Annotated in this window: 17 protein-coding genes and 1 riboswitch; of the genes, 7 read left to right on the forward strand and 10 right to left on the reverse strand. The window is 60.8% G+C overall.

All coding sequences use genetic code 11. The features are described 5' to 3' along the window. Nucleotides 1-381 precede the first annotated feature (381 nt). The 3 genes from QA648_RS16265 to QA648_RS16275 form a co-directional block, all read right to left on the reverse strand. Nucleotides 382-2,211: an ABC-F family ATP-binding cassette domain-containing protein gene (locus tag QA648_RS16265; RefSeq protein WP_283048054.1), complete on the reverse strand. Its 1,830-nt coding sequence runs from the start codon at nt 2,209-2,211 to the stop codon at nt 382-384. Nucleotides 2,212-2,213: 2 nt separating this feature from the next. Beyond that, nucleotides 2,214-2,867 (reverse strand): thiamine diphosphokinase, encoded by a 654-nt coding sequence (locus tag QA648_RS16270; protein ID WP_283048056.1) that lies wholly within the window; start codon nt 2,865-2,867, stop codon nt 2,214-2,216. Nucleotides 2,868-2,939: 72 nt separating this feature from the next. After that, the gene (locus QA648_RS16275; protein ID WP_283051379.1) at nt 2,940-3,467 is read right to left on the reverse strand and encodes a MarR family winged helix-turn-helix transcriptional regulator; all 528 of its coding nucleotides are present in this window, start codon (nt 3,465-3,467) and stop codon (nt 2,940-2,942) included. A 214-nt stretch (nt 3,468-3,681) separates the two neighbouring features. On the opposite strand from QA648_RS16275, the gene QA648_RS16280 reads away from it, so the two are divergent. The 5 genes from QA648_RS16280 (at nt 3,682) to QA648_RS16300 (ending at nt 10,657) form a co-directional block, all read left to right on the forward strand. Continuing rightward, nucleotides 3,682-5,217, forward strand: a complete 1,536-nt coding sequence (locus QA648_RS16280; protein ID WP_283048058.1) for an MDR family MFS transporter — start codon at nt 3,682-3,684, stop codon at nt 5,215-5,217. A gap of 70 nt (nt 5,218-5,287) precedes the next feature. After that, nucleotides 5,288-5,405: riboswitch (TPP riboswitch) on the forward strand. A gap of 50 nt (nt 5,406-5,455) precedes the next feature. After that, entirely contained in the window at nt 5,456-6,484 is a 1,029-nt protein-coding gene (gene thiB, locus QA648_RS16285; protein ID WP_283048060.1) for a thiamine ABC transporter substrate binding subunit, read from the forward strand. 7 nt (nt 6,485-6,491) lie between these two features. Further along, nucleotides 6,492-8,135, forward strand: coding sequence for a thiamine/thiamine pyrophosphate ABC transporter permease ThiP (gene thiP / locus QA648_RS16290; RefSeq protein WP_283048063.1), 1,644 nt, complete (start codon nt 6,492-6,494; stop codon nt 8,133-8,135). Continuing rightward, on the forward strand, nt 8,125-8,853 hold the full coding sequence (locus tag QA648_RS16295) for an ATP-binding cassette domain-containing protein (protein ID WP_283048065.1): 729 nt from the start codon (nt 8,125-8,127) through the stop codon (nt 8,851-8,853). Before thiP ends, QA648_RS16295 begins: the two co-directional genes overlap by 11 nt. A 271-nt stretch (nt 8,854-9,124) precedes the next feature. After that, nucleotides 9,125-10,657 (forward strand): M48 family metalloprotease, encoded by a 1,533-nt coding sequence (locus QA648_RS16300; protein WP_283048067.1) that lies wholly within the window; start codon nt 9,125-9,127, stop codon nt 10,655-10,657. Nucleotides 10,658-10,779: 122 nt separating this feature from the next. Here QA648_RS16300 and QA648_RS16305 read toward each other — a convergent pair whose 3' ends face one another. The 5 genes from QA648_RS16305 to QA648_RS16325 form a co-directional block, all read right to left on the reverse strand. Beyond that, on the reverse strand, nt 10,780-11,643 hold the full coding sequence (locus QA648_RS16305) for an RNA polymerase factor sigma-32 (RefSeq protein WP_028751537.1): 864 nt from the start codon (nt 11,641-11,643) through the stop codon (nt 10,780-10,782). A 408-nt stretch (nt 11,644-12,051) separates the two neighbouring features. After that, nucleotides 12,052-12,624, reverse strand: coding sequence for a CarD family transcriptional regulator (locus QA648_RS16310; RefSeq protein ID WP_028751538.1), 573 nt, complete (start codon nt 12,622-12,624; stop codon nt 12,052-12,054). A gap of 399 nt (nt 12,625-13,023) precedes the next feature. Beyond that, entirely contained in the window at nt 13,024-13,362 is a 339-nt protein-coding gene (gene fdxA / locus QA648_RS16315; RefSeq protein ID WP_283048070.1) for a ferredoxin FdxA, read from the reverse strand. A gap of 208 nt (nt 13,363-13,570) precedes the next feature. Continuing rightward, entirely contained in the window at nt 13,571-13,975 is a 405-nt protein-coding gene (locus tag QA648_RS16320) for an RNA-binding S4 domain-containing protein (RefSeq protein WP_283048072.1), read from the reverse strand. A 3-nt stretch (nt 13,976-13,978) separates the two neighbouring features. Then, nucleotides 13,979-17,164: a helicase-related protein gene (locus QA648_RS16325; RefSeq protein WP_283048074.1), complete on the reverse strand. Its 3,186-nt coding sequence runs from the start codon at nt 17,162-17,164 to the stop codon at nt 13,979-13,981. 1,290 nt (nt 17,165-18,454) lie between these two features. Between QA648_RS16325 and QA648_RS16330 the strand changes: the two genes are divergently transcribed. Continuing rightward, nucleotides 18,455-18,610 (forward strand): DUF3309 family protein, encoded by a 156-nt coding sequence (locus QA648_RS16330; RefSeq protein WP_104824822.1) that lies wholly within the window; start codon nt 18,455-18,457, stop codon nt 18,608-18,610. A gap of 43 nt (nt 18,611-18,653) precedes the next feature. Further along, on the forward strand, nt 18,654-18,908 hold the full coding sequence (locus tag QA648_RS16335) for a YMGG-like glycine zipper-containing protein (protein ID WP_104824823.1): 255 nt from the start codon (nt 18,654-18,656) through the stop codon (nt 18,906-18,908). Between the two features lie 398 nt (nt 18,909-19,306). Here the strand turns inward: QA648_RS16335 and QA648_RS16340 are convergent, their stop codons facing one another. Both QA648_RS16340 and QA648_RS16345 read right to left on the reverse strand, forming a co-directional pair. After that, entirely contained in the window at nt 19,307-20,032 is a 726-nt protein-coding gene (locus QA648_RS16340) for a beta-ketoacyl-ACP reductase (protein ID WP_104824824.1), read from the reverse strand. A gap of 124 nt (nt 20,033-20,156) precedes the next feature. Continuing rightward, nucleotides 20,157-21,338, reverse strand: coding sequence for an acetyl-CoA C-acetyltransferase (locus QA648_RS16345; protein WP_283048076.1), 1,182 nt, complete (start codon nt 21,336-21,338; stop codon nt 20,157-20,159). Between the last annotated feature and the right edge of the window lie 85 nt (nt 21,339-21,423).

The following is a 21,423-nucleotide window of genomic DNA, read 5'->3' on the forward strand; positions in this document are numbered from 1 at the left end:
AAACTGCCGCGTCAAGCGTTCATGATGTCTGCCTGCAGCCTTCCGCGAAGGACCTACACCGCCAGCGGCGGAATCTCGTCAGATCTCTTCGGACTTCTCAATGCGTCGCGGATGACTGACGATCCGCGGCGTCCTCCAGCTCTGGAACGCCGTGCGTTGGTTTAAACGCAGAAGGGGCGCTCTGGACGTTTGAATCTGGAGCATCTGTTCGCTTGGAGGGGATATTTACCTGAAAGCAGGATGCTCTAGTCTGGTACTTTCAACACAATGTATAAACAGTTTATCGAATTCGACAACAGGGAATAGCACCGGCTGCAACCATCTGTTTTCTTTAATATACCGATGGCTATGAAAGGTTGATGACACGGTTTGAACCGCGCCTCAGCCCTCCAGCTCTTCCCGCAGCATCTCGAGCTCCAGCCATTCCTCTTCCATTTTCGTCAGGCTGTCGCGCAGCTTTTCCATCTCGGCCGCAAGGCGGTTGAAGCTTGCCGGATCCTTGGCGAAGAGGTTGGGATCGGCCATTTTCTTTTCGCGGGCAGCGATGTCAGCCTCGGCCTTCGCCATTTCCTTCGGCAGATTTTCCAGGGCGAATTTCTGCTTGTAGGAGAGCTTGCCCTTACCCTTCGAAGCTTCAGCGGTGGCTGCCTGCGTCTCTGCTGCTTTCGGCTTCTCGGCTGCCTTTTCGGCTCGCTTGCGCTCCTCGATTGCGCCCTTGCGCTGGGCGAGCATATCGGAATAGCCGCCGGCATATTCGATCCAGCGGCCGTCCGGCTCTTCGGGATTGGCAGGTGCGATGGTTGAGGTCACGGTCCGATCGAGGAAATCACGGTCGTGGCTGACGAGGATAACGGTGCCGTTGAAGCCGGCGACGATCTCCTGCAAGAGGTCCAGCGTCTCGATGTCGAGATCGTTGGTCGGTTCGTCGAGGATCAGGAGATTGGTCGGCTGCGACAGGATACGCGCCAGTATCAGCCGGGCACGCTCGCCGCCGGAAAGATTCTTGATTGGCGTACGCGCCTGTTCCGGCTGGAACAGGAACTCCTTCATATAGCCGGTGACATGCCGCTGCTCGCCATTGACCAGCAGGTTTTCACCGCGGCCGTCCGTCAGGTAGTTGGCGAGCGTATCCTCCGGATTGAGGTCTTCGCGCTTCTGGTCGAGGGTGGCGATCTCCAGATTGGTGCCGAGCTTGACGGTCCCGCTGTCCGGCGCCAATTGGCCGGTCAGCATCTTCAGGAGCGTCGTCTTGCCGGCACCGTTCGGACCGACGAGACCGATACAGTCGCCTCGATGCACCCGAATCGAAAACGGCGCGACGATAACGCGCTCGTCATAGGTCTTGGTGATCTTGTCCGCCTCGATCACCAGCTTGCCGCTTTCCTGCGCGTCGGCAGCCGCTGCCTGCACCGTGCCCTGCGGCCCCTTGTGGCCGCGATGGCGGGCGCGCATGTCCTGCAGCTCGCCGAGGCGGCGCATATTGCGCTTGCGCCGCGCGGTCACGCCGTAGCGCAGCCAATGCTCCTCGCGCTCGATCGCCTTGCCGAGCTTGTGCTGTTCCAGCTCCTCGGCTTCCAGCACCTGGTCGCGCCAGGCTTCGAAAAACGCAAAGCCGCGATCGAGCCGCCGCGACGTGCCGCGATCAAGCCAGACGGTCGCAGTCGAAACCTTTTCCAGGAAACGCCGGTCGTGCGAGATCAGCACCAGGGCGCTGCGGCTCTTCTGTAGCTCGCCTTCCAGCCATTCGATGGTCGGCAGATCCAAATGGTTGGTCGGCTCGTCGAGCAGCAGGATATCCGGTTCCGGCGCAAGAACGCGGGCCAGAGCGGCACGGCGCGCCTCGCCGCCCGAGAGGTTTTTCGGATCCTCCTCGCCGGTCAGGCCAAGATGGGAGAGCAGGTAGGTGACGCGATAAGGGTCGTCGCCCGGTCCGAGCCCGGCTTCGGCATAGGCGGCCACCGTCTTGTAATCGGCAAAGTCCGGCGCCTGTTCGAGATAGCGCACTGTCGACGACGGATGACGGAACACTTCGCCGGACTGCGCCTCGACGAGGCCGGCGGCGATCTTGAGTAGGGTCGACTTGCCGGAGCCATTACGGCCGACAAGGCAGATCTTATCGCCCGGCTCGACCTGCAGCCCGGCGCCGGCCAAGAGTGGCGCGCCGCCGAAGCTCAGAAAGATGTCGTCGAGTTTCAGAATGGGAGGGGCCAAGATCAGACTCCGCTGAGATCATAGGGGCGGGCAAGGACGATCGCCCTGCCGCTGCCGAGCGAAAGGCGCACAGTACCTTCAGCCACATTGGAAATGGTGCGCGACGCGCCGAAGGGCAGATGGAAATCGCGCAGGGGATAGCGGGCGTTGTGAATGAAGAGACCCTTCAAGTCGCTGAAGCCCAGAATGGAAAACAGCGAGCCGGCCGGCAGCGCCAGTTCCAAGTCGCCCGGCAGCAGCGGCACGGCCTCTTCATCGCCCGAGGTCAGCAGCACGTCGAAACCTTTTTCGGCGAGCTGAACGCCATTGAGCAGATGCTGGATCGCATGATCCGAACGTTCCCCACCCATGGCGCCGGCGAGGATCAACCGCTTCGCACCGCGATTGATCGCTTCCGATACGGCAATCTCGCCATCCGTCGCTGCCTTTGCCTCCGGATAGGGCTGCTTGGGCACATCCGGAAATGCACCGTGCAGATCCGCCGGCGTCGAGTCGAAATCGCCGACCCAGAGCTCGGGCGTCGCATTGAGCGCCACGGCATGGCGCATGCCGCCATCTGCCGCAATGAAACGGCTGCCCGCGACCGCCGCGCGCAGCCGGTCCGTCAGGCGAAGCTCGCCGCCAAGAAGGATAGTGAAGGTGGTGGATTGGCTCATGTGCCAAGCCCATAGCGCAAAGACGCGTCCTAAGGGAAGAGCGCTGTTGGCAAGAACGGCGGTGTCAGCCGTTCAGCCGTCTGTTTCCTTGATGCGCGCCTGGAAAACCTGCTCGTAACCGCTGACGAACCGATCGAACAGCAGCGAGAAAGTCTCGATGTCCTCGGTCGACCAGTCGGCAATGATGCTCTCGATGACCGAAAATTTCTGCGCCTGGATTTCGGCGAGCAGCCTTTGGCCCAGCGCGGTCAGCACGACCACGATGCGGCGCGCATCCGCCTGCGAGGCTTTGCGGCGCAGAACGCCGCGGGCGACCATATCAGCGACGATGCGGCTTGCCCGCGATGGATCGATGCGCAGGATGTCGGCGATGGTCCCGACCGTGACTTCGCCGGCCTCTTCCGCGCGCCTTACGGCATCGATAACGTCGAGATGCGAAAGCTCCAGGCCCGGCGCAACGTTCTGGATGGCAAGCCGACCGATCATGCGGCGGCCGGTCATCAGGCGCATGCGGGTCATCACCTGCCCGATGCGCAACCGGTTTTCATCTTCGGGCAGCGGTGAGGCTTCAACTTCTCGTGTGTTCGTCGCTGATGTCATCATTCCAACATATCAGAGACGGATAGGAATTAAAATATGCAAACAGCATTCACTTGCCATTGACAGTTATATGCTGATAGCACATATATTGTTCCGGAACATTCGCTTTCGAAGACCTGTCCGAAAACGCCATGTTCCGCATTCAGGAACCGGGGCGTTCCCATGCGTTCGGTCGAGCGCATAGCGTTTCGGGCAAGCTCGGATTTCTCGTTCCATGGATATGCAGACCACGCCCGCGCCACTCGTGGCGGATCATCGCCGCCGGCTGATTCTCTTCTTTTTCCTGATGACCGCCATGTTCATGGCAACCCTCGACAACCAGATCGTATCGACGGCGTTGCCGACCATCGTCGGAGAATTCGGGCACTTGGAACGCTTCGGCTGGATCGGCTCGGCCTATCTGCTGGCCCTTTCCGCCTCGATGCCCGTTTACGGCAAGCTCGGTGACCTTTTCGGCCGCAAATATGTGATGATGACCGCGATCGCGATCTTCACCGTCGGTTCGGCGGTCTGCGGCCTTGCAATATCGATGAATACGCTGATCGCCGCCCGCGTGCTGCAGGGCCTTGGCGGCGGCGGCATTCTGGTCTCGATCTTCTCCGTCAACGCCGATCTCTTCGAACCGCGGGAACGCGCCCGTTATCAGAGCTATTCCAGCCTGGTGCTGATGGCTTCCGGCGCCATCGGCCCCGTTCTCGGCGGCACGATGAGCGACCTCTTCGGCTGGCGCTCGATCTTCCTCGTCAACCTGCCGATCGGCTTTATCGTTCTGGCCGGCCTCGCCTTCATGCTGCCGTACCGCAAACCCGCCCGCAAGCCGAAGATCGACTATGCCGGCGCGCTCCTCCTTGCGCTGACGACCACCAGCATCGTGCTTGCCGCTGACGGCACGGAGCTCTTCGGCTCATTGCTTTCGCCGCAATGCCTCGGGATCACCGCCTTCGGCGCGCTCTGTGCGCTGGCCTGGGTTTTCGTCGAACGTCGCGCGCCGGAGCCGATCGTGCCGATGACACTGTTCCGCAACCCGACCTTCGGCCTGCTGCTGATCAGCTCGGTCACCAGCGGCGCGGTGGCAATCGGCATGGTCAATTATTTCGCGCTCTTCCTGCAGACGACGACCGGCCTGTCGCCATCCATGGCGGGCCTGCTGTTCATCCTGTTGACCGGCGGCATCGTCTGCGGTTCGCTTTCGGCCGGCCGGCTGATCTCGATGAAGGGCCGCTACAAGCCCTTCGCCATCGCCAGCGCCGCCTGCAGCACCATCGCCTTCGCCACGCTGGCGCATGTTCACGCCGGCACGCCGATCGTCTTCATCGGCGCCCTGATGCTGCTGCATGGCATCGGCATCGGCCTGGCACAACAAGTCCCGGTCATTGGCGTGCAGAATGCCGCAGCCAGCCGCGACGTCGGTGCCGCCACCGGCGCCGTGACGCTCTCGCGCATGGGCGGCGCCTCGATCGCCATTTCCATCTACGGCGCCATCATCGCCGCCAAGCTCGGCAATATCGGCGTTTCCATCCCCGGTGTCGCCAATATCGAGGAACTGACGCCGAAGATGATGGCGGCCCTGCCGGACGCCACGCGCGAAAGCGTTGCCAATACCTATGCGAGCGCCTTCAGCCCACTGTTCATGACGGCCGCCGCCATCTGTTTCCTCGGCCTGCTGACGGCGATCTCATTGAAGAACGTGCAATTGCCCGGCGCCGCCAAGAAGCTCGACAGCCAGGCGGCTGCGCACGCGGCCGAGTAAAACGAACGTACTGCAATCGACAGGGGAATCATTCCCCTTGTCATCGCTTCGTCACAGGAATAAACCTGCCAACGCTCTAACGGGGTGCCTTATGTCTTTCGAAGACATCTGGCTGAGAGGCTTTCACCGGCCAACCCGCGGAACCTGATCCGGCTAACACCGGCGGAGGGATTAGACGCGTGACAAAATCATGGCGCCCTTTTCCCGTTCAAAACGAAACCAACGAGGAGGCGCTGTCATGCCCAACCGATCGCTATTGTCACTGTTTACCGGCTTGGCTCTCGCCGCCGGCGCAACGCTTTTCGCCGCCCCGGGCGCCGAAGCCGCCGACAAGACGCTCACCATCTACACCTATGAAAGCTTCACCGCCGACTGGGGTCCGGGCGCCAAGGTCAAGGCCGCCTTCGAGAAGACCTGCGGCTGCACGGTCAATTACGTCAGCGTCACCGACGGCGTGGCGCTGCTTTCTAGGCTGAAGCTGGAAGGCACGGGCACGAAAGCGGACGTCGTTCTCGGCCTCGACACCAACCTCGTCGACGAGGCCAAGGACACTGGCCTGTTCGACGCCAGTGGCATCGACACATCAGGCCTGAAGGTTCCGGGCGATTTCAAAGACGACGTCTTCGTCCCCTATGACTACGGCCATTTCGCCGTCGTCTACGATACGCAGGTGGTCAAGAATCCGCCAAAGAGCCTGAAGGATCTGGTCGAGGGCGATCCGTCGCAGAAGATCGTCATCGAGGACCCCCGCACCTCGACGCCGGGCCTCGGCCTGCTGCTCTGGGTCAAGTCGGTCTATGGCGACAAGGCGGCCGATGCCTGGACGAAGCTCAAGGGCCGCATCCTGACCGTCACCCCCGGCTGGTCGGAAGCCTATGACCTCTTCACCAAGGGCGAGGCACCGATGGTGCTCTCCTATACGACGTCGCCGGCCTATCATATGGTCGTAGACAAGACCGACCGCTATCAGGCGGCCGCCTTCTCCGAGGGCCACTACATCCAGATCGAAGTTGCCGGCCCGATCAAGTCGTCGGCGAACAAGGAGCTTGCCCGCGACTTCCTGAAGTTCATGGTTTCGCCCGGCTTTCAGGACACCATCCCGACCAATAACTGGATGATGCCGGTCTCGGCGACGTCCGAGCCGCTGCCAGATGCCTTCAGCAAGCTGGTCGTCCCGTCAAAGACCTTCCTGATGAGCCCCGATGTGGTCGAAAAGAACCGCAAGGCCTGGATCGACGAATGGCTGGCCGCCACCAGCACCAATTGATGCCGAGATGCTGCTGACGGCGCCGGAGAAAAGACATGCCATCGCCGGCGGGGCCTTCAGCCTCGCCGGTATCGTGTTTTTCATCGGCCTTGCCATCGTCACCCTGCTTGCCGCCGGCATCGAATCCGCCGACGGCAATCCGCTCACCGATCCCTATCTTCTGCGCGTGCTGCGCTTCACCCTGCTGCAGGCAACGCTGTCCACCCTACTTTCTGTCGCCCTCGCCATTCCGGTCGCCCGCGCGCTGGCGCGGCAGCCTCGCTTTCCCGGCCGGCTCTGGCTCATCCGCCTGATGGCCGTTCCCATGGGCCTGCCGGTGCTGATCGGCGCGCTGGGCCTGCTCGGCATATGGGGGCGTCAGGGCGTTCTCAACCAGCTATTGACGGGGCTCGGCCTGGCGCAGCCGGTCAGCATCTACGGGCTGACGGGCATCCTGCTGGCGCACGTCTTCTTCAACCTGCCGCTCGCCGCCCGCCTGATGCTCGCCGGGCTGGAACGCGTGCCGGCGGAATATTGGCTAATGGCCGGTGGCCTCGGCATGCGCCCCGCCTCCGTCTTTCGTTTCATCGAATGGCCGGTGCTGCGCGGCCTCATTCCCGGCATCGCCGGCCTGATCTTCATGCTCTGTGCCACCAGCTTCACGCTGGTGCTGATCCTCGGTGGCGGCCCGGCCGCGACCACGCTCGAGGTGGCGATCTATCAAGCATTGCGCTTTGATTTCGATCCCGGCCGCGCCGTAGCCCTGTCCCTTCTGCAAATCGTGGTGACCGCCGCCATTCTCGGCGCCATGGCCTTGCTTCCAGCGCCGGACGATCACGGGCTGACGGCAGGCCGCGCCGTGCGGCGCATCGATGGAACAGTGCCCGCCGCCAAACTGGCCGACAGCACGCTGCTCCTGCTCGCCACCCTATTCATCGGCCTGCCGCTCGCCTCGGTGGTCGTCACCGGCCTCAAGGCAGATCTTCTGAGGCTCGTCAGCCAGGCGATCTTCCTGCAGGCGGCCTTGACCAGCCTCACAATCGCGCTTGCCGCCGGCATTTTGGCGGTCCTCATCTCCTTCGCCATCATCCGCGCCCGCGCGGCGATAGCGGCCGAACGCCGGAAAGCGCCGGGCCTGGGCGCCCTCGCCTTCGCCTTGAGCGGCACGTCCTCCCTCGTCTTGCTGGTGCCGCCGATCGTGCTGGCGACCGGATGGTTCCTGGCGCTGAGGCTGTTTGGCGATCCCGCCCGATTTGCGGCGCTTCTGATCGTCGCCATCAACGCCCTGATGGCGCTTCCCTTTGTCATCCGCGTCATCGAACCGGCCCATGCTGTCCATCGTCGCCGCACGGAACGTTTGGCCGCAAGCCTCGGTCTTCAGGGCCTCGCGCGGTTGCGGCTAGTGGACTGGCCCGGCCTGCGCAAGCCGCTTTTTACGGCGCTCTCCTTCGCCATGGCGCTGTCGCTCGGCGATCTCGGCGCCGTCGCTCTCTTCGGCTCCGATAGCCTGGTGACACTGCCTTGGCTGGTCTACAGCAAGCTCGGCAGCTATCGCACCAACGATGCGGACGGACTTGCTTTCATTCTGGGGCTGATATGTCTACTCCTGACTGTCGCCGGCACGGCCGGTCAAGGCAGGCATGAGGACGAAGGCAGGCGGAATGACCGATAATCAGCGCACGGGACAACGGGGCATCACAATGACCGGGGTCGAATTGCGGCTCGGCACCCATGATTTCCGCTTCGATTGCGAACTGCCGCAAGGCCGGATCATCGCTATTACCGGCCCGTCCGGATCGGGCAAATCCACCTTCCTCAATCTGCTCGCCGGCTTCGAGACGCCCGACCGTGGCCGCATCATGCTTGCCGGGCAGGATGTCACTAGGCTGCATCCCTTCGAGCGGCCGGTATCGCTAGTTTTCCAGGATAACAACCTCTTCGCCCATCTCGATCTCTTCACCAATGTCGGGCTTGGCATCAGCCCGTCGCTGAAACTCTCGGTGGACGACCGGCAAAGGATTTCGGGAGCCCTGACACGCGTTGGGCTTGCCGGCTTCGACAGACGCAAGCCCGGCACCCTTTCCGGCGGCGAGCGCCAACGTGCGGCCTTCGCACGGGCGCTGGTGCGCGACAAGCCGATCCTGCTGCTCGACGAGCCCTTCGCCGCGCTCGATCCCGGCCTGCGCTCCGGCATGGCGGAGCTTTTGTCCGAGCTTCACCGCGAAACTGGCAATACGGTGCTGATCGTCTCGCACGACCCGGCTGAAGTTCGCCGTCTTGCCGATCATGCCGTCTTCATCGATGGCGGAACCGTTCCGCTTTCAGCTCCCATCGAGCGTTTTTTGACGCAAGACGGCATTCCGGCACTGACCACATTTTTGCAACATTGAATGCGACGCAGCATTTTGCTGCCGGTTTTGCCTTAATTTCGTCGCGGCGGACGGCTGAAAGTCCTGGCATATGCTTGCCAAAATACAACGCTGCCACATTTAAACGGAGTCTCGCTATGCAACTGCTGCCGAAATCGGCTACAGCAAAGGGCAGAGACCACCCGGACGAACTCAGGTCCGATCGGAGTGGATGCAACCTTTGACGAAACGCGGCGATGATCTGCCTAGTCATGATCAACCGGGTTCGGCGTCCGGCCGGCATGGCAGTAAGATGAGTGGGACACAGGCACTGAAGCAGAGCGACTACGCAGGACGAAGGATCAGCAGGACTGTCGCGGCCCACGCGCGCCGCTTGGCCCCCGTCCTCATTGCCGCGGCGGTGCTCAACGGCTGTCAGTCGGTGCTGGATCAATCCTACCAGCCGAATGTTTCGCCATCGTCCAGCCCGCAGATCGTTTCCGAAGTACAGAAGAACGATCCGCGCGCGCAGATGGGCGCCCGCGAGCATCCGCGCATTCTGGCGAGCTATGGCGGCGAGTATAAGGATGCCAGGACCGAGCGCCTGGTCGCCCGCATCGCCGGCGCACTGACCAGCGTGTCGGAAAATCCGCAGCAATCCTATCGCATCACCATTCTGAATTCGCCGTCGATCAATGCCTTCGCGCTGCCCGGCGGCTATCTCTACGTCACGCGCGGCCTGTTGGCGCTTGCCAACGATGCCTCGGAAGTCGCCGCCGTGCTGTCGCATGAAATGGCGCACGTCACCGCCAATCACGGTATCGAGCGCCAGAAGCGAGAAGAGGCTGAAGTCATCGCCAGCCGCGTTGTCTCCGAAGTTCTGTCGAGCGATCTTGCCGGCAAGCAAGCCCTCGCCCGCGGCAAGCTGCGCCTTGCCGCCTTCTCTCGCCAGCAGGAGCTTCAGGCCGACGAGATCGGCATCCGCACGCTTGGCCAGGCCGGCTACGATCCCTATGCGGCAGCCCGCTTCCTCAATGCGATGGAAGACTACAGCCATTTCATGACGGCTAATTCCGACGCAGACCAGAGCCTCGACTTCTTATCGAGCCATCCGAGCACGCCGCAGCGCATCGATCTTGCCAAGATGCATGCCCGTGAATTCGGCGAGGAAGGTAAGGTCGGCGATGCCGGCCGCGATTATTACCTCAACGGCATCGACGGCCTGCTTTATGGCGACAGCCCGGAAGAAGGCTATGTGCGTGGCCAGACCTTCCTGCACGGCGGTCTCGGCATTCGCTTCGATGTCCCGCCCGATTTCCACATCGACAACAAGGTCGAGGCGGTCATGGCGACCGGCCCCGGCGATATCGCCGTCCGCTTCGACGGCGTAGCGGACAATCAGAATCAGAACCTGACGAATTATATTTCCAGCGGCTGGGTCACCGGTCTCGATCCCTCGACCATCCGGGCCATCACCGTCAACGGCATGGAGGCGGCCACCGCGCGCGCCTCGGCCGATCGCTGGGATTTCGACGTCACCGTCATCCGCGACCGCTCGCAAATCTTCCGCTTCCTGACGGCCGTGCCAAAAGGCAACACGACCGCCTTGCAGCAGACGGCCGACGTGCTTCGCTCAAGCTTCCGGCACATGACGCCGGAGGAAGCCTCATCACTGAAGCCGCTGCGCGTGCGCGTCGTGACGGTCAAGGCAGGCGATAATATCACCACGCTCGCCGCCCGCATGATGGGCACCGACCGCAAACTCGATCTCTTCAAACTGATCAACGCCCTGCCAACGGGCGCAAACGTCGCGCCCGGCGACAGGGTCAAGATTATTTCCGAATAATTGGATCGCGCATCTTCGCCCCAGCACGAAAAGGCCGCGCACAGCGCGGCTTGAGGGCGTTATCGAGAAAAGCTGCCTTTTTGCTGGCACCTGATCCTTCCCCCATGGGGAGAAGGTTTTTATCAAGCGTAACTCGCCATACGCGGATCGGCGTCGACCAGAGCGCTGCGGAGTTTTTCCATGGCGCGGCTTTCGATCTGACGTACGCGTTCCTTGGAAATGCCGAGATCAGCGCCCAGCTCCTCCAGCGTCGCACCATCCTCCACCAGGCGACGGGCGCGGATGATCTTCATTTCACGCTCGTTGAGGTGCTTCAAGGCGGAAGCCAGCCAGACTCGGCGGCGCTCACCATCGATCATGTTGGAGACCTGTTCGTCGGGCAGAGGCTCGTCGCTGATCAGGAAATCCATGCGCTCGGCGCTTTCGGCGTCACCGGAAATCGACGGCGCCTGCAAGGATGCATCATTGCTGGAGAGGCGCGCATCCATGGTCTGCACATCGGCAAGGCTGACGCCGAGGGCGACGGCGATTTCTTCATGGATCGACTGCACCGTAACGCCGGTATTGCCCCGGGCGAGCTTGGCCCGCAAGCGGCGAAGATTGAAGAACAGCGCCTTCTGCGCCGAGCTCGTGCCTCCGCGCACGATCGACCAGTTGCGCAGGATATAATCCTGAATCGAAGCGCGGATCCACCAGCTTGCGTAGGTCGAGAATCGTACTTCCCGTTCCGGTTCGAACCTTGCCGCCGCCTCTAGGAGACCTACATAGCCTTCCTGTACAAGGTCGCTCATCGGCAAGCCGAAATTGCGGAATTTGCCCGCCATCGAAATAACGAGGCGCATGTGGGCTGTGGCGATCTTGTTGCGAGCGCCGCGGTCGTCGTGATCCTTCCAGCGGATGGCGAGGTCGTGCTCTTCGTCCCGGCCGAGATAGGGAGCGGCCATCGCGATCTTAATCATACGCCGATCTGCAGACATATTCTTCATATGCATATCCCCTAATCCTGCCCCAAAATCGTCTCTGTGCTACGGTCAACGGAAAAGACAGCAAACATCGCTTCCCGACATCGCTGCGCGGGTGAAAATCTATGAATGGAATGCAATTGGAGGCCGATCTCCGGATATCCGACGATCGGTGTTACGGGTCTAATTCGGCTTCTCCGAAATGACCTGGCGAAGGAAATGACTTCCGATCGCCGGGAAATTTCCAATCAAAACGCATGGGGTCCGGTCCTCGTGAACGTTAAGGGAAACGGCTGGGCGAGAAACTCTGATAACGAGAAAGCGCGCACCAGCCGCAAATACGAAACCTAAACGCATCAGACCAAAAAAGGTTCCAAAGAAAAAACCCGGCTCGAAGGCCGGGTTTTTGACGTGGTATGTGAGCTTCCGGCCTTATGCGGCTTCGTCCTGGGAATCGTCTTCTTCGACGACCTTGCCGCGCTTCGGGCCCTTGTTCAGATTGACTTCGACGAGGCGAACGGCCTCGGTCTCGGACATCTTGTTGACGGCGGCGATTTCGCGCGCCATGCGATCGAGCGCAGCTTCATAGAGCTGACGTTCGGAGTAGGACTGCTCCGGCTGGTTCTCGGCGCGATAGAGATCGCGAACCACTTCGGCAATTGAGATCAGATCGCCGGAATTGATCTTGGCATCATATTCCTGGGCGCGGCGCGACCACATGGTACGCTTGACGCGAGCCTTGCCCTGAACAACCTTAAGCGCCCGATCGACGAAATCAGTCTCGGAAAGCTTACGCATTCCGATGCTCATGGCCTTGGCCACGGGCACCTTCAGACGCATCTTGTCTTTTTCGAAGTCGATTACAAAAAGCTCAAGCTTCATGCCTGCGACTTCTTGCTCTTCAATCGCGGTAATCGTACCAACACCGTGAGCGGGGTATACGATCGATTCGCCGGTCTTGAAGCCATGGCGTGCTGCTGAAGGTTTTTTCTGCTGGATCGTCATTCTTTTCAAAAACTCCCTGTTACGCACCCAGCATGAGCCGGGGCCGGGTCAGTCAGGCCCGGTTGAGACGGAAGCACCGTCGGGGTGACTTCATCCTGGTCCAGCCAGACGCGTGCAAAAAGAAATCCGTTCATCGCGATCCCAGACCCGACAACTCAAAACGTTGATATGTCAAGGAAACCGCGTACGGATTTGTTACTTGCTTTCGTGATGGTTTGGGGCACGCGAAATGCCGCAGTGGATCAGTGTGAGGAAGCTATCACAAAAATCTGACTAAATCAATAATTTGCTTTACGCACACCAAAACGGCCACGTCGACCGCTCCGGCGGCCAACGGCAATGATTCGTCTTTAAGCGTTATCGACTACACCTTTATCGACGGCCTGTCACGGCCCTCAATCAGTCACCCGAACCAGGGTTGGTCGAGAAATATTTCTCGAACTTGCCCTGTTCGCCGTCCATTTCCTTGGCTTCCGGGAGAGGATCGCGCTTGACCGTAATATTCGGCCAGATCAAGGCATAATCCGCGTTGATTTTCAGCCACTTGTCGAGGCCCGGCTCGGTATCGGGCTTGATCGCCTCGGCGGGACATTCCGGCTCGCAAACGCCGCAATCGATGCATTCGTCGGGATGAATGACGAGAAAATTCTCACCCTCGTAGAAGCAGTCGACGGGGCAGACTTCCACGCAATCGGTGTATTTGCAGCGAACGCAATTGTCGGTCACGACGTATGTCATGAAGCACTCCAGGGATGTCTCTCGTTTTCCGCGGATGCGCAACCTGGAACGTCACGCTTTTCCCTCGGAAGCCGGCGGACAGGCGTATGCGCTATGCGCAGGCATGCCGACCGGCCGGTTACCAGCGGGTTGACCGTGAGGTATCGACTTTGCCGGCCAATTTCAAGGGATAAACAGTCCCAAAATCATGGAGTTCGAGCAGAGTTTTCTAATCATCCTCGGAGGTCAGCCGGTCTATAGCTCGCCGGTCGCGTTTCGTCGGCCGTCCGCTGCCCGGCGCGCGGAGCGCCTGCTCGAAGGGAGTGAGACGTTTTGTCTCATCTGGTGGCGGCGTCAGATCCTCATAAAGCAGCTTCGCTTCTTCAAAGGGACCTCTGCGCGCTCCCGGCTGACGCACGATCAGGACGACGTCGCGCCGCTCGAGCGAGAGCTCGATCCGGTCGCCTGCCTTGACGCCGTAGCTCGGCTGAACGACCCGCTCGCCATTCACCCGCACGCTGCCGTTCTGGACATAGACCTGCGCCAGCGAGCGGGATTTTACCATGCGGGCAAAGAACAGCCACTTGTCGATGCGCTGGCGCGAACCGGAAGATGGCTGCTTTTCGTCCGTCATGGCCTATTTCTTCATCTGCTCCTTGAGGGCAGCGAGCTTGGCGAAAGGAGAATCCGGATCGATCGGCTTTTCCTTACGCGGCGGCTTGGCCTCGAAGCGCAGCGGCTGCGATGCGCCGCGATTGTTGCGGTCGTTCCGATCATTGCGATCGTTACGCTCTTTCCGGTCACCCCGGTCGCCGCGATCCTGGCGGTCGTTGCGTTCGGAACGATTGCCCTGATGCTGCGGACGGCCGCCGTCGCGATTGCCGCGCGGTCCTCGGTTGTCGCCACGGGCCTCGCGCCCTTCGCGATTATCCCGGCCCTCGCGGTTGCCTTCGCCGTTCGCCTGCTGCTCGCCACCGCCGTTGCGGCGATTACCCTGGTGACCGCGCCCCTCGCCCTGATGGCCGCGACGATCGCCATGGCCGCGTCCACCCTGGCGCTGCTGGTTATCGCTGCGTCCGCCAAGACGCCAAAGCAGAACCGGCTTCGGTTCGACCACCTCGGCGACGGCATCGGCAACCTGCAACTCGGTTGCTGCCTCTGTGGCGTCCACCGGCTCGGCGGCGGCAGGCTCAGCAGGAGCTTGCGCTGCGGGAACCGCATCCTGTGCGGCGGTTTCGCCTTCGGTAGCCGGCTCATCGCCTGCGCCATCGGCATCGTCGTGATCGGCCTTCTCTGCGACGGTTTCCGCAGCCTGCGCCGGAGCAGGTGCCGAGGAGGTATCCTGCTGCGAAAGGAAGGCTGCCGCGTCTTCGGCCTTCACGGCGTCGGCACGATAGCCGAGACCCTTCAGGATCTCTTCCATATCTTCCAGCGTTGCGCCGAGGATGGAGAGCATCGCCGTCGTCGTCGTGAAGCGGCGGCCGTCATAGGCGCCTTCCGGACGCGACGCCTGGCCGGGCTTCCACTGCAGCAGCGGACGGATAATATCCGCCAGCCGCTCAAGAATATCGATGCGCACCGCCCGCTTGCCGAGGAAGCGGAAGCCGGCGAGCTTATAGAACATGCGCTCGAAAGTCGGATCGGTGACCACGGACGTACGGCCCGCCGCCAGAACCGGGATCAGGTCGCCATAGCCCGGCTTGTCGAGGCCGTCGTTCTTCAATGCCCAAAGCAGGGTGATGAGCTCGGCCGGAGCCGGCTTCAGCAGAGCGGGCACGAAAATGTGGTAGGCGCCGAAGCGGACACCATAACGGCGCATCGAGGCGCGCGCGTCCTGGTCCAGCGATTTCACCTCTTCCGTGACGTCGCGGCGGAAGAGCACGCCGAGATTTTCGACGAGCTGGAACGCCAGCCCCTTGGCAAGACCCTGCAAATCTTCGGCGCGCGACAGATCGTCGAGCGGCTTCAGCACCGTGCTGATATGATGATTCACGAAGCGCTCGATGCGCGCGGCGACATGATCACGCGCATTGCCCGTCAACTGCTCGTCTGCGAGCAGGATGACGCGCGGACGCATGACGTGATCGCTGCCCGACAGCCGCGCCACGGGATCGCCGAGCCAACGGACGAGGCCATCCGCACTGATCGCCAAATCGCTGTTGCCTGCCGCATGGATACGGGCGGCGCGCGCCTCGAATTCCAGCGCCAGCGCCTTCTGCGAGGCCGTCTGGACAGCCTTGGCGTCCGGCCCCTCGGTTCCCGCGATAGGCGTGAACCGGAATCCGGTCAACTGTCCCACATGATGCCCCTCAACGAAGACATCCCCATTCACACTGATTTCAGCTTCCAGCATCGCATTCTCTCTCAGGCGCTTCATGAGCACAGATGTCCTGCGATCAACAAAGCGTTTCGTCAACCTCTCATGTAACGCGTCAGACAATCGATCTTCGATTTCCCGCGTCTTTTCTTGCCAGTGTGTCGGATCGGCAAGCCAACCGGGCCGGTTCGACACATAGGTCCAAGTCCTTATCTGCGCGATTCGCGCCGAAAGCGTGTCGATCTCACCATCCGTCCGATCGGCGCGATGCACCTGCTCGGCAAGGAAGTCCTCTTTTACCGTGCCATAGCGCACAAGGTCGGAAAAGAGGGTGGCGATAAGATCGGCATGCTGGGCGGGCGTAATCCGCCGATAATCCGGAAGCGCGCAGGCTTCCCATAATTTTTCGACCCGCGCCGGATTATTGGCGAGATCGGAAATCTCCAGATCGCGCGACAGATATTCCAGCGCCTGCTGATCGACCGCCGGCAGTGCGCGCGTCAAGCCCTGCACGCGCGGCGCGCTCTCGAGGCTCGCGCGCAGCGAAGCGATCGAGGAGAAATCGAATTCCTTGGTGCGCCATTGTAGCACTTTAACCGTATCGAACTCGTGACCCTCAATGCGCCGTACCAAGTCGTCGTCGAAGGGATCCACCTGGCCCGTTACGCCAAAAGTGCCGTCCTTCAGATGACGACCGGCGCGGCCGGCGACCTGGCCGAGTTCGCCCGGATTGAGATTGCGGAACTGATAGCCGTCAAACTTGCGATCCTGGGCAAAGGCAACGTGATCGACATCCAGATTGAGCCCCATGCCGATCGCATCGGTCGCCACGAGATATTCGACATCGCCGGCCTGATAGAGCGCGACCTGTGCATTGCGGGTACGCGGGCTGAGCGCGCCGAGGACAACGGCGGCACCGCCGCGCTGGCGACGGATGAGCTCGGCGATGGCATAGACTTCGTCGGCGGAGAAGGCGACGATCGCTGTGCGCTGCGGCAGGCGGGTGATCTTCTTCTGTCCGGCATAGAAGAGATGCGACAGCCGCGGCCGCTCAACGACGGTGATCCCCGGCAGGAGCTGCTCAAGGATCGGCCGCATCGTGCCGGCGCCGAGCAGCAGGGTCTCGTCCCGCCCGCGCAAATGCAGGATACGGTCGGTGAAGATATGGCCGCGCTCCAGATCGCCGGCGAGCTGCACTTCATCGATCGCGACGAAAGAGGCCCGCGTCTCACGCGGCATCGCTTCGACGGTGCAGACGGAATAGCGCGCATTGGGCGGCGAGATCTTTTCTTCGCCGGTGACCAGCGCGACATACTGAGCCCCGACCTTCTCGACGACACGCGTATAGACCTCGCGCGCCAAGAGCCGCAGCGGCAGGCCGATGACGCCATTGCCGTGCGCCACCATGCGCTCGATGGCATAATGGGTCTTGCCGGTATTGGTGGGTCCGAGCACCGCGGTCACGCCGCGTCCGCTCAGGATCATTGGCTGCGAAGTCTGAGTCATAGGTCCATGCATGGGCGAGAAACCACTGTCTTCCGATCAGCAAGGTCCCCAGGGAAGAGAAGAAGAGATGACGACCATATGTGACAAAGGCAAGACCTGAAATGCAAAAACAACGGCCGGATTATGCGATTTTATCTTTGGCGGCTTCAACCGAAAGCTACATTCTCTCTGCATCCAAAACGAGTCCTGGTGAGTCGAGAACAGCTTGAGAACGAATCGGCGACGAATCGCTGACTCTGCCCTGTTCCCTTTGTGTTCACCACTACATATGGATTTCGATTTACAAACCGCCACCAGATAGTGAATCGCATTAGGACTCCTTTTTCGCGTGAATCAGGAGCCATCACGCGAATCCAGCGAACCAGCCTTCCCGTTTGGAAACATGGTTAACCATCTGTAAATTCCGCAATTTTCCGAGGATAAGTATCGAGAACGGCTCTGGGTTAAGATTCGGGCCAAAGCCGGAACGAATCGGCGACGAATCGCTGACTTTCCTCAATTCCGCATTTGTTCTCCACAACATCTAGTGCCTTCTCCGGCGAAATGCGCAGGACTCTGCAGGGTTGAAGCGCCAAATCACGTCGAATGGTGGATTGCAATTAACTTTTGAGCGAAACGTAATATGAAAAGTCCATAATCTCTCGCATTGATTGCAATCGTTAACTTTCCGACCAAAGCCGGAACGAATCGGCGACGAATCGCTGATTATCTCGTGTACTGTATTTGTTCACGGCTAGATATAGCGTTCGGAGGGGAAGCTCATCCAAATGGAGGATGATGTGACGATACGGGTAGCGAAAAAATTCGCCGGCATTAACCATTTCGACCGAGGAATTACCACTTTCCGGCGATAAGGCCTAAACCTTCCTCGCCGAAAGGGGTAGGTTCTCCGAGGCCACAATCCCTGCCGCCGTTAACCAAAGCCCAAATACAGAACGAATCGCTGACGAATCACGGACAAGCTCGCTTTCCCGTTTCGTTCACCGCAACATATTGTATTTTAAGCAGTTTTTAACCATATGCCGCGGTCGTCGGTGGGTATTTTCTTGCGCAGCCCGCAGCCGGACATTAACCTTTGCCGGGGCATGCCGGCTCATCTTCATGTCTTGTTATTTCTGAGCCGGAACAATTTCTCGTGAAATAAGTTTCTATCGACAGCGGCATTGGTGCGCCCTCATTCTCGAGGAGTGGATAAGGACGCATCGGCACTTGTATCTAGGCGCATCTTATCCGCTTGCGTGAGGTCGCTCTGGCGGGATGCTCTAGGCGCTGGACGCGGAGGAATACGCTATGCTTGGTACAATATTGCTCGTGATTTTGATTCTGCTGCTGATCGGAGCGCTCCCGAACTGGGGTTACAGCCGAGGTTGGGGATATGGTCCATCAGGTGGTCTCGGACTAGTTCTCGTCATCGTTCTTATTCTGCTATTGATGGGCCGGATCTGATCCGGCTGAGTTTGTTGAAGATCTCACACTAGGGAGCAATACCATGAAGAAAATCATTGTCGCGATCGCTCTTGTCGGCGCACTCGCCTCATGCACAGCAACCGAGAAGGGCACAGCCATAGGCGCCGGCACCGGCGCGATCATAGGCGGTGTCGCCAGCAATAGCTGGGGTGGCGCCGCAATCGGTGCCGTCGCCGGTGGCGCCGTTGGCTACCTCATCGGCCGGTCCCACGAGCACCAGGGCTATTGCATCTACCGCGACCGCTATGGCCGCCGCTATGAGGCTCGCTGCCGGTAAGCCGGTATAGACAAAGATCGATTTCTTCCGACCGATCGTCAGCGCTTCGTTGACGATCGGTCATGAAAGCCAAATCTTTCGCGCCGAAAATTTGGGCCGACATTTCTTGAGACGAACACTCACACCCACGCAGGTTTCGGGGGGATCGCGTCAACGTTTTTGGAAAGGAACGGCACCATGGCCGAATTCATTGCAAGTATCGCAGCATTCGCTCTTGTCGGCACCACATTTTATGTACTCGGCCATGCCGTACGGATGCGGGACAAGGAAATGCGCCGTGTGGCCCTTAAGCCTGTCGTTTTGGAATTCAAACCCCGGCCACGGCCGTCTGTGAATTCACGCCAGCGATGACTGCCGGGCAATTTCCCGGCAATCATCCGCCACTTCAGCCCATCAGCTCAAACGAAGAACTGGCCGCCATTGGCGCTGATCGTCGATCCCGTGATGAAGCCGGAATCGTCGCTAGCAAGGAAGACCGCGACGCGGGCGACTTCCTCGGGCTCGCCGAGGCGTCCCACAGGGATCTGCGGAATGATGCGCTCGTTCAGCACCTTTTCCGGCACCGCCAGCACCATCTCGGTGCCGATATAACCGGGGCAGATGGCATTGACGGTGATGTTCTTGGCAGCACCCTCCTGGGCCAGCGCCTTGGTGAAGCCGAGATCGCCGGCCTTGGCGGCGGAATAGTTCGCCTGGCCCATCTGGCCCTTCTGACCATTGATCGAAGAGATGTTGATGACGCGGCCGAAGCTGCGGTCACGCATGCCCTGCCAGACATGATGCGTCATGTTGAACAGGCCGGTAAGGTTGGTATTGACGACCTCGTGCCACTGCTGCGGCGTCATCTTGTGGAACATGGCGTCACGGGTGATCCCGGCATTGTTGACGAGGATCTCGATGGGGCCAAGCTCCTCCTGCACCTTGGCAATGCCGACGCCGCAAGCTTCATAGTCGGACACATCCCATTTATGGACGGAAATGCCCGTCTCCTCGCGGAAAGCCTGTGCCTTCTCGTCGTTGCCGGCATAGGTTGCCGCAACCCGGTAGCCTGCATTGCGCAGCGCTATCGAAATGGCCGCCCCGATGCCGCGTGTCCCGCCTGTCACCAACGCCACTCTGCTCATGTCCACTCCCCTCTGTTACCGCTAGAGCAGGATGAGCGAACCCGAATCGCTCATCCGTCTCTCGCTATTTATTTTAGCATGACCTTGTTTACAACCATTCCCGCATCGTTTGGCGCGACGCGGCTCAAAGCGCCTCGAAGCACATGGCGACACCCATGCCGCCGCCGATGCAGAGCGTTGCGAGACCCTTCTTGGCGCCGCGGCGCTTCATTTCGAACAGCAGCGTGTTGAGGATGCGCGCGCCGGAGGCGCCGATCGGATGACCGATGGCGATGGCACCGCCATTGACGTTGACGATCGACGTATCCCAGCCGAGATCCTTGTTGACGGCGCAGGCCTGTGCAGCGAAGGCCTCGTTTGCCTCGACGAGGTCGAGATCGCCGACCGACCAGCCCGCCTTTTCCAAGGCCTTGCGCGAGGCCGGGATCGGGCCGCTGCCCATGATCTGCGGATCGACGCCGGCAGTTGCCCAGGAGACGATGCGTGCAAGCGGCTGGATGCCGCGGCGCGAGGCCTCCGCCTCGGTCATCAGCACGGCGGCGGCCGCGCCGTCATTGAGGCCCGAGGCATTGCCGGCCGTCACCGTGCCTTCCTTGTCGAAGGCCGGGCGCAGCTTGGTCATGCCGTCCAGCGTCGCACCGTGACGGATAAATTCGTCGGCGTCGACGCTGACGTCGCCCTTGCGGCCCTTGACGATGAAGGGCACGATCTCATCCTTGAAACGGCCTGCGAGCTGGGCAGCCTCAGCCTTGTTCTGCGAGGAAACGGCGAACTGATCCTGGTCATCGCGCGAGAGCTGCCACTGGCGGGCGATGTTTTCCGCCGTGATGCCCATGTGATAGCCGTAGAAGGCGTCCGTCAGGCCGTCCTTGATCATCGTGTCGATCATCTTCATGTCGCCCATCTTGGTGCCGCCGCGAAGATGGGCGGCATGGGGGGCCATCGACATGGATTCCTGGCCGCCGGCAACGATGATCTTGGCGTCGCCAGAAGCGATCTGCTGCATGCCGAGCGCAACAGCGCGCAAGCCGGAACCGCAGAGCTGATTGACACCCCAGGCGGTTGCCTCCTGCGGGATGCCGGCCTTCATGGCGGCCTGACGGGCAGGGTTCTGCCCTTCGCCGGCCTGCAGCACCTGACCGAGAATCACCTCATCGACTTCCCTGCCCTCGACACCGGCGCGTTCCAATGCGCCCTTGATGGCAGCAGCGCCGAGCTCATGAGCCGGAATGGTCGCAAAGGCGCCGTTGAAGGAACCGACAGCAGTGCGAGCTGCACTGGCGACGACGATGGATGGATTGCTCATGGAAGCCTCCTCACAGGTTGAACATATATAAGGCGAAACTGTCAAAGCTTTGCGCCGGAGTCAAACGCCAAGAATTTTGATCTTC

This window comes from Rhizobium sp. CB3171, from assembly GCF_029714265.1.
Classification (GTDB): domain Bacteria; phylum Pseudomonadota; class Alphaproteobacteria; order Rhizobiales; family Rhizobiaceae; genus Rhizobium.

What these genes read in the sequence shown, in the direction of transcription:
- QA648_RS16340 (WP_104824824.1), bottom strand. Translation starts at nt 20,032, where the DNA reads ATGAGCAGAGTGGCGTTGGTGACAGGCGGGACACGCGGCATCGGGGCG.
- QA648_RS16275 (WP_283051379.1), bottom strand. Translation starts at nt 3,467, where the DNA reads ATGACATCAGCGACGAACACACGAGAAGTTGAAGCCTCACCGCTGCCC.
- QA648_RS16320 (WP_283048072.1), bottom strand. Translation starts at nt 13,975, where the DNA reads ATGACGGACGAAAAGCAGCCATCTTCCGGTTCGCGCCAGCGCATCGAC.
- QA648_RS16335 (WP_104824823.1), top strand. Translation starts at nt 18,654, where the DNA reads ATGAAGAAAATCATTGTCGCGATCGCTCTTGTCGGCGCACTCGCCTCA.
- QA648_RS16305 (WP_028751537.1), bottom strand. Translation starts at nt 11,643, where the DNA reads ATGAAGAATATGTCTGCAGATCGGCGTATGATTAAGATCGCGATGGCC.
- QA648_RS16325 (WP_283048074.1), bottom strand. Translation starts at nt 17,164, where the DNA reads ATGACTCAGACTTCGCAGCCAATGATCCTGAGCGGACGCGGCGTGACC.
- QA648_RS16310 (WP_028751538.1), bottom strand. Translation starts at nt 12,624, where the DNA reads ATGACGATCCAGCAGAAAAAACCTTCAGCAGCACGCCATGGCTTCAAG.
- QA648_RS16300 (WP_283048067.1), top strand. Translation starts at nt 9,125, where the DNA reads ATGAGTGGGACACAGGCACTGAAGCAGAGCGACTACGCAGGACGAAGG.
- QA648_RS16295 (WP_283048065.1), top strand. Translation starts at nt 8,125, where the DNA reads ATGACCGATAATCAGCGCACGGGACAACGGGGCATCACAATGACCGGG.
- fdxA (WP_283048070.1), bottom strand. Translation starts at nt 13,362, where the DNA reads ATGACATACGTCGTGACCGACAATTGCGTTCGCTGCAAATACACCGAT.
- thiP (WP_283048063.1), top strand. Translation starts at nt 6,492, where the DNA reads ATGCTGCTGACGGCGCCGGAGAAAAGACATGCCATCGCCGGCGGGGCC.
- QA648_RS16345 (WP_283048076.1), bottom strand. Translation starts at nt 21,338, where the DNA reads ATGAGCAATCCATCCATCGTCGTCGCCAGTGCAGCTCGCACTGCTGTC.
- thiB (WP_283048060.1), top strand. Translation starts at nt 5,456, where the DNA reads ATGCCCAACCGATCGCTATTGTCACTGTTTACCGGCTTGGCTCTCGCC.
- QA648_RS16330 (WP_104824822.1), top strand. Translation starts at nt 18,455, where the DNA reads ATGCTTGGTACAATATTGCTCGTGATTTTGATTCTGCTGCTGATCGGA.
- QA648_RS16270 (WP_283048056.1), bottom strand. Translation starts at nt 2,867, where the DNA reads ATGAGCCAATCCACCACCTTCACTATCCTTCTTGGCGGCGAGCTTCGC.
- QA648_RS16280 (WP_283048058.1), top strand. Translation starts at nt 3,682, where the DNA reads ATGGATATGCAGACCACGCCCGCGCCACTCGTGGCGGATCATCGCCGC.